This window comes from Geodermatophilus sp. SYSU D01106 (assembly GCF_054049995.1).
Genome location: NZ_JBJGYM010000008.1, coordinates 185,160 through 192,748 on the forward strand (window position 1 = coordinate 185,160; position 7,589 = coordinate 192,748).

A 7,589-nucleotide genomic window follows, 5' to 3' on the forward strand; every position below is an offset into this window, starting at 1 on the left:
TCAGCTGGGCGGTCAGCCGCGGGCGTAGCGGGCGCGGGCGAGCTCCAGCAGCCGCGGCAGCCCCGGCGGCGGCGCGTCGGCCCACCACGCGAGGTCCACCGGCACCGGGGGCGCGTCGCGCAGCGGCCGGTAGGCCACCCCGGGCCGCGGGTGCTGGCGGGCGGTGGCCTCGGCGGTCACCCCGGCGACCTGGCCCGCGGCGATCGCGGTGAGCCACGGGTCGACGCCGCGGACGTCGCGAATGGCGGCCGGCTCGTGCGGCGCGGTCCACAGCGACGCCGTCGTCGTGCCGGTGGTGCCGTCGGAGGCGAGCACACGGCCGGCGAGGTCGGCGAGCAGCAGGCTGCGGCGGCGGGCCAGCGGGTCGTCGGCGGCGAGCGCGGCGAACCGCCGCTCCTCGCCGAGCCGGGCGGTGCGCAGCCGCGGGTCGGCCGCCGGGCGGCGCAGCACCGCGACGTCTGCCAGGCCCTCGGTGAGCCCGGCGGTGGGGGTGTTGGACTGCACGAACACCAGCGCGGCCCCGGGCGAGGCGGCGGCCCAGGCCCGCTGCAAGGCCGTGGTGTGCCGGCCCAGCGCCGCCCAGGCGTAGCCCACCCGCAGCTCGCCGCGCGCCCGCTCGGCCGCCCGGCGGATGGCCGCGACCTCCTCCAGCACCCGGCGGGCGTGCGCCACCACGCCGTGCCCGGCGGGGGTGAGCGCGACCTCGCGGGTGGTGCGGTGCAGCACCCGCACGCCCAGCGCCCGCTCCAGCGCGGCCACCGTGCGCGACACCGACGCCTGCGTGGTGGACAGCGCGTCGGCGGCCGCGGTGAAGGTCCCGGTGTCGACGACGGCGAGCAGCGCCCTCAGCTGCCGCACCTCCGGATCCATACGCCGACCGTATCGCCGGGCGCGACACCGGCATTTCCCCCGGGCCGGCGGCGTGCCCAGGATGGGACAGGTGACCGCGCCCGCCCCGACCGCCGCCCCGCGCGCCCGCACCGCCCGCGGCACCGCGACGCTGCTCGCCAGCTCGCTGAGCAACCAGGTCGGCGCGGCGCTGGGCGCGTCCGCCTTCCCGGCGGTCGGCCCGGCGGGCGTCGTCGCGGTGCGGCAGTGGGTGGCCGCGGCGGTGCTGGTGCCGCTGGCCCGCCCCGCCCTGCACCGGATGACCTGGGCGCAGTGGTGGCCGGTGCTGGCGCTCGCGGCCGTCTTCGGCGGCATGAACCTGGCGCTGTACTCGGCGATCGAGCGGATCGGCCTGGGCCTGGCGGTGACGCTGGAGTTCCTCGGCCCGCTCGCCGTCGCGCTGGCCGCCTCGCGCTCGCGCCGCGACCTGGCGGTGGCGCTCACCGCGGCCGCCGGCGTCTGGCTGCTCGTGCTGCCCGGCGGCGCCAGCGACTGGACCGGCATCGGCCTGGGACTCACGGCCGCCGCCTGCTGGGCGGCCTACATCCTGCTCAACCGGGTCGCCGGCGCCCGGCTGCCCGGCCTGCAGGCACCCGCGGTGGCCACGGCGCTGTGCGCGCTGGCGGTCACGCCCGTCGTCGTCGTGCTCGTCGTGCAGGAGCGGCTGACCGGCGCGCCGCTGGCCTACGCCGTCGCCGCGGGGGTGCTCGCCTCGGCGGTGCCCTACGCCGCCGACCTGGTGGCGCTGCGCTGGGTGACGCCGCGCGCCTTCGCCGTGCTGTGCAGCGCCCACCCGGTGTGGGCCGCCCTCGCCGGCACCGTGCTGCTCGGCCAGGCCCTGCACCTGCACGAGTGGGCGGGCATCGGGGTGGTCGTGCTGGCCAACACCGCGGCCGTGCTCGGCTCCCGGGTCCACAGTCCCGCCACGGGCGCCTGACAGGTCCGGCACAGGAACCGCGCCGAGCCTCGACGACGAGGGCCGGACCTGCCGGCCACCCGCCCGAGGAGCTCCCCGTGCGCAAGAAGATCGTGCTCGCCACCGCGGCCGGCGCCCTGGCCGTCGGCGGCCTGGGCCTCGCCGCCCCCGCCATGGCCGCCGACGACGACACGCCGCCGGCCGCCGTCACCTCCGCCGAGGAGCGCATCCGCGACGCGCTCACCGGGCTGGTCGACGACGGCTCGATCACCGCCGAGCAGGCCGACGAGGTGGCCACGACGCTCAGCGACGCCGGCGTCGGCGGGCGGGGCGGTCCCGGCGGCCCCGGCCTCGGCGCCGGCCTGTCCGTCGCCGCGGAGACCCTCGGCCTGTCCGAGGACGAGCTGCGCACCGCGCTGGAGGCCGACGACGCGAGCCTGGCCACCGTCGCCGGCGACCAGGGCGTCGCCGTCGAGGACCTCACCGCCGCCCTCGTGCAGGCCGCGCAGGAGCGGCTCGACGAGGCCGTCGCCGACGGCCGGCTCACCCAGGAGGAGGCCGACGAGCGCGCCGCCGACCTGGAGAGCCGCATCGCCGAGCTGGTCGAGTCCACCGACCGCGGCGGCCCCGGCGGCCCCGGCGGGTTCGGCGGGTCCGGCGGCCGCGGCGGCCCGGGCGCGGACGACACCGACGACTGACCCCGCACCGCCCGCGGCGCCGTCCTCCCCCGGGGGACGGCGCCGCGGCGTCCCCGGGGACGCGCGGGCCCCGCTGCGCGTTGGTGCAGGCACACGCCGCGTCCGCGGACCGGCTGCCGGCCGGGCCGCGGCGGTACCGTCCCCCGCCACGCCGGACGGGCCGCGACCGACGCCGGCGCCCGAGGAGGGACCCGTGACCACCGCCATGACCGCCCCCGTGCCCGCCCCCGGGACCGCTCCCCGCCCCGGGGCGCTGGCCGCGCCGCCCGCCCGCACGCTCGTCGTCGTCGGCGGGCTGCCCGGCAGCGGCAAGACCACGCTGGTCCGCCGCCTGCTCGGCCCGGGGGTGGACGGCGTCACCGCCGTCGACTCCGAGGACGTCGCCGCCCGCTGGCGCACCGGTCAGCTGGTGCCCTACCGCTACGTGCGCCCGCTGGTGCACGCCGTGCACCGCCTGCGGGTGCTCGCGGCGGTCGTCGGCCCGGCGCCGGCGGTCGTGCTCACCGACCCGTGGACCAGCCGCTCGTGGCGGCCGGTCGTGCTGCGCGCCGCCGCCCTGGCCGGCCGGGGGGTGCGGCTGGTCCTGCTCGACGTGTCGGCCGCCGACGCCGCCGACGGCCAGCGCATCCGCGGCCGCCGCATCCCCGAGGGCCGGATGCGCCGGCACGCCGGCCGCTGGGAGCGCTACCTGCCCGGCGCCGGCACCGGGGACGTGCTCGTCGTCGACCGCGCGCGGGCCGACCGCCTCACCCTGGCCGACCTGCTGGGGCGCCCGGTGGGCTGAGCGCGCCGGTCAGGCCCAGCGCCCGCTCGAGCAGCCGCAGCCGGTAGACCGCGGTGAGCACGGCGAACCACAGCAGCAGCGCCGGCAGCACCGTCTGGAACACCGGCTCGGCGGCGTCGGTGAGCCCGAAGTAGTCGGTGAACGCCGGCCAGAAGAGCCCCGCGGAGAAGACGGCGACCAGCGCCAGCACCAGCAGCGCCGGGCGGCGGTCGCCCGAGGGCTCGGTCCAGGCGGCGAACCAGCGGTTCGGCGGCGCGATGAACAGGATCAGCAGGAACGCCGCGTAGGACACGAACGTCGACAGCGCGGTCTGCGCCCCGATCGTCGCCGCCGCCTCGGCGAAGCCGACGTCGTCGGAGGACAGGCCCGTGTAGTCCTCGAACGCGGCGACGACGGACGACGGCGGCGTCGAGTCGGTGAAGTCGGTGAGCAGCTGCCGGTAGTGCCGGGCGTAGACGGCGACGCCGCCGGCCGCCGTCACCAGCATCGCCGGGACCACGAACCGCCACAGCGTGGTGAGCAGGTGCGGGTCCGGCCGCGCCGGGCGCGCCCAGGCGGTGAGGAACAGCGTGGGCAGGCCGACGGTGAGCAGCGTCAGCCCGACGTTGGCGGGGGAGTAGGGGAACCCCAGGCCGAGCATCGTGACGGCGAGGATCACCAGCCCCTGCGTGCCGACCCGGGCGAGGAACACCTGCATCGAGGTGCCGATCCCGGCGATGATCCGCCGGCCCTCGTGGGCCGCGGGCAGCAGCGCGGCCAGCGAGTCGCCGGTGAGCACGATGTCGGCGACGTCGCGGGTGACGGCGCTGCCGCTGGCCATCGCCACCCCGACCTGCGCCCGCTTGAGCGCCCGCGCGTCGTTGACCCCGTCGCCGACCATCGCCACGTAGCGGCCCCGCCGGCGCAGCGCGTCGACCAGCCGCTCCTTCTGCTCCGGCGCCACCCGGCCGAACACCGTGGTGCGCGCGACGAGGTCGTCGAGCTGCGCCTCCGACAGCCCCTCCAGCGCGGGGCCGGCCACCGGCTCGCCGGACTCGAGGCCGGCCTGGCGGGCGAGGGCGGCGACGGTGCGCGGGTCGTCCCCGGACACCACCTTCACCGCGATCCCGTCGGCGGTGAGCCGGGCGAGGGTCTCCGGCACGCCGGGGCGCAGCTCGTCGGCCAGTGCCACCACGGCCAGCGGCTCCAGCGCCGGCAGAAGTGGGCGGCCGGCGCCGTCGCGCAGCGGCGCGTCCGCGGCGGCGCGGGCGAGCACCAGCACCCGCAGGCCCCGGCCGGCGAGCGCGCGCACCGGCCCGCCCAGCGGCGGTCCCGACAGCCGCGGGGCCAGGGTGTCCGGCGCGCCCAGCACCAGCACGGCGTCGGCGGTGCGCAGCGCGCTCCACCGCAGCGCCGAGGAGAACGGCACGTCCTCGGTCACCGGCACCGGCTGCCCGGGCAGCGCCGCGGCCAGCGCCGTCGTCGTCAGGTTCGGGGCCGGGGTGCTGGCGGCCAGCGTGCCGAGCACCCGGCGGACGGCGGCGTCGTCGAGCGGCCCGGCCGGGCGCACCTCGGCGAGCGAGAGCCGGCCGGTGGTCAGGGTGCCGGTCTTGTCGGTGCAGACGACGTCGACGTTGCTCACCGACTCCACCGCGTTCACCTGCTGCACCAGCGCCCCGCGCCCGGCGCTGCGCGCGGCCCCGACGGTGTAGGCGACCGCGACGAGGAAGAACAGCCCGTAGGGCACCAGGCCCGAGAGCACGGCGGTGGTCTGCACCGTGCGCACCAGCGTGAAGCCCTCCAGCGCGGCCTGGGCCAGGATCGTCACGCTCATCAGCGCCACCAGGAGCATGACCAGCCGGACGACGAAGCCGATGCGCCGCTGCAGGGGCGTGCGGTCGGTGGACTCCCGCCGCGCCTCGGCGGTCAGCCGCCCGGCGTAGGAGGCCGCGCCGACGTCGCGGGCGAGCATCGTCCCCCCGCCGCCGACGACGAAGGAGCCCGACAGCAGCGCGTCCCCGGGTTCCTTCGGCAGTGCCTCGGACTCGCCGGTGAGCAGCGACTCGTCGACCTCCAGCCGGCCGGCGAGCACCGGCCCGTCGACGACGACCTGCGCGCCCGGGCCCACCTGCAGCACGTCACCGCGCACCACCTCCTCCGGCGGCACCTCGGCGGCGGCGCCGTCGCGGACCACGGTGACCGTGCCGCGGGCCAGCAGCTGCAGCCGGTCGAGCTTGCGCTTGGCCCGGATCTCCTGGACCGCGCTGATCGCGGCGTTGACCAGGCCGAGGCCGACGCTCGTGAACGCGTCGCTGTAGCGGCCCAGCGCCAGCAGCGCCGCGCCGATGGTGAACAGCACGACGTTGAAGAAGGAGAGGACGTTGGTGCGCAGGATGCGGGCGTAGCCGCGGGCGGACGCGCTGACCGCGACGTTGCCCTCGCCGCGCCGGTGCCGCTCCCGGGCCTCGGCGGCGGTCAGGCCGGCGGGGGTGCCGCCAGGTGCGGTCCCGGCCTCCGTCTCCGTCTGCACGGCCCGACGATGACACCCGGCCCGGCACCCGGCAGCCCGCCGCCGGGTCGGAGCGGTCGCCGTCCAGCCGACTCCCGCCCGGCGCCCAGCCGGCGTGCAGGATCGGCGCGCACCGTGGCCGCCATGAACCTCCGTCGGCCGCGGTCGCTGCGCACCCGGCTGCTGTGCGCCTTCCTGGTCCCGCTCGCGGTCGTGCTGGCCGTCGTGGGGGTCGCGGCCACCACCGCGGTGCGCGGGGAGCTGCTCGGGCAGGTCGACGACCGGCTCGCCGCCGCCGTCGCCCGCTCCACCCAGGCCGACGACATGCAGGCCGACGACACCCAGGCCGACGACGACCCCGGGGACGGGCCCGGCTGGGACGGGACCGGGCCGGGGTTCCTGCTCACCCCCGGCCAGGGCGACGGCACGCTCGGCGCCCGGGTCGTCGACGGCGTGGTCACCGAGGCCGCCGTCATCGGCAAGGAGGGCGACGGCGAGGCGCTGACCGCCGCCGAGGCCGCCGCGCTGGCCCGCGTCCCCGCCGACGGCGAGCCGCGCACGGTCGACCTCGGCCCGCTCGGCGCCTACCGCGTCGTGGCCACCGGGGATGCCGGGGAGGTGGCCGGCGAGGTGCTCGTCACCGGCCTGCCGCTGGCGTCGGTGCGGGCGGCGCTGCTGCGGCTGGTCGTCGTCGAGGTGGCCGCGGGCCTGCTCGGGCTGCTGGCGGCGGGCGTCGTCGGCTCGGCGGTGATCGGCCGGACGCTGCGGCCGCTGCACCGGGTGGCGGCCACCGCCGGGCGGGTGGCGCAGCTGCCCCTGTCCAGCGGCGAGGTGCGGCTGCCCGACCGGGTGCCGGCCGCCGACACCGACCCGCGCACCGAGGTCGGGCGGGTCGGCGCCGCGCTCAACCGGCTGCTCGACTCGGTGGAGTCCGGCATCGCCGCCCGGCAGGCGTCGGAGACCCGGCTGCGCCGCTTCGCCGCCGACGCGAGCCACGAGCTGCGCACGCCGGTCACCTCGATCCGCGGCTACACCGAGCTGGTGCGCCGCCGCGGGGGACTGCCCGAGGAGGTCGACGCCTCGCTGCGCCGGGTGGAGGCCGAGGCGGTGCGGATGTCGGGCCTGGTCGACGACCTGCTGCTGCTCGCCCGCCTCGACGCCGGCGCGGGTGCCGGCGCCGGTGCCGGCCGGGAGCTCGCCCGCGACGACGTCGACCTGACCGGGCTGGTCCTCGACGTCGTCAGCGACGCCCACGCCGCGGGGCCGGGACACCGCTGGCGGGTGGACCTGCCGCCGGGGGCGGTGCTGGTGCCCGGCGACGCCGCGCGGCTGCACCAGGTGCTCGCGAACCTGCTGGCCAACGTGCGCACCCACACCCCGCCCGGCACGACGGCGACGACCCGGCTGCGCACGGAGGGGCCCGACGCGGTGCTCGAGGTGGCCGACGACGGCCCGGGCGTCCCCGAGGGGCTGCAGGCCGGGGTGTTCGAGCGGTTCGCGCGCGGCGACTCCTCCCGCTCGCGCGCCGCCGGCAGCACCGGGCTGGGGCTGGCGATCGTGGCCGCGGTGGTGGAGGGGCACGGCGGGACGGTGTCGGTGGCCAGCCGCCCGGGGGCGACGGTGTTCACCGTCCGGCTGCCCGGCGCCACGGTGGCCGAGCCGGACGACGACGAGGAGCCCGCGCCCGCCCGCGCATGACCAGGCCGCCTGATCGTGCGGCGGGGGGGGGGGGGGGGCGGGGGGGGGGCGGGGGGGGGGGGGGGGGGGGGGGGGGCGGGCGGGGCGGGGGGGGGGGGGTGGGGTTGGTGGCGGGGG

The 7,589-nt window shown here is 79.1% G+C and carries 6 protein-coding genes; 4 read left to right on the plus strand and 2 right to left on the minus strand.

Going from position 1 to position 7,589, the window contains the following annotated elements; genetic code table 11:
• Nucleotides 1-12 precede the first annotated feature (12 nt).
• Entirely contained in the window at nt 13-858 is an 846-nt protein-coding gene (locus ACI78R_RS11390) for a LysR family transcriptional regulator (RefSeq protein ID WP_457040801.1), read from the minus strand.
• A 73-nt stretch (nt 859-931) separates the two neighbouring features.
• On the opposite strand from ACI78R_RS11390, the gene ACI78R_RS11395 reads away from it, so the two are divergent.
• The 3 genes from ACI78R_RS11395 to ACI78R_RS11405 all read left to right on the plus strand — a co-directional run bounded on the left by ACI78R_RS11395 (nt 932) and on the right by ACI78R_RS11405 (nt 3,286).
• Entirely contained in the window at nt 932-1,825 is an 894-nt protein-coding gene (locus tag ACI78R_RS11395; RefSeq protein ID WP_457040802.1) for an EamA family transporter, read from the plus strand.
• A 77-nt stretch (nt 1,826-1,902) separates the two neighbouring features.
• On the plus strand, nt 1,903-2,502 hold the full coding sequence (locus ACI78R_RS11400; protein WP_457040803.1) for a hypothetical protein: 600 nt from the start codon (nt 1,903-1,905) through the stop codon (nt 2,500-2,502).
• 193 nt (nt 2,503-2,695) lie between these two features.
• Nucleotides 2,696-3,286, plus strand: a complete 591-nt coding sequence (locus ACI78R_RS11405; RefSeq protein ID WP_457040804.1) for an AAA family ATPase — start codon at nt 2,696-2,698, stop codon at nt 3,284-3,286.
• On the opposite strand, the gene ACI78R_RS11410 is transcribed toward ACI78R_RS11405, so the two are convergent.
• On the minus strand, nt 3,249-5,795 hold the full coding sequence (locus ACI78R_RS11410; protein ID WP_457040805.1) for an HAD-IC family P-type ATPase: 2,547 nt from the start codon (nt 5,793-5,795) through the stop codon (nt 3,249-3,251). The genes ACI78R_RS11405 and ACI78R_RS11410 overlap by 38 nt on opposite strands.
• A 123-nt stretch (nt 5,796-5,918) precedes the next feature.
• On the opposite strand from ACI78R_RS11410, the gene ACI78R_RS11415 reads away from it, so the two are divergent.
• Entirely contained in the window at nt 5,919-7,472 is a 1,554-nt protein-coding gene (locus tag ACI78R_RS11415; RefSeq protein ID WP_457040806.1) for a sensor histidine kinase, read from the plus strand.
• Nucleotides 7,473-7,589: the final 117 nt, after the last annotated feature.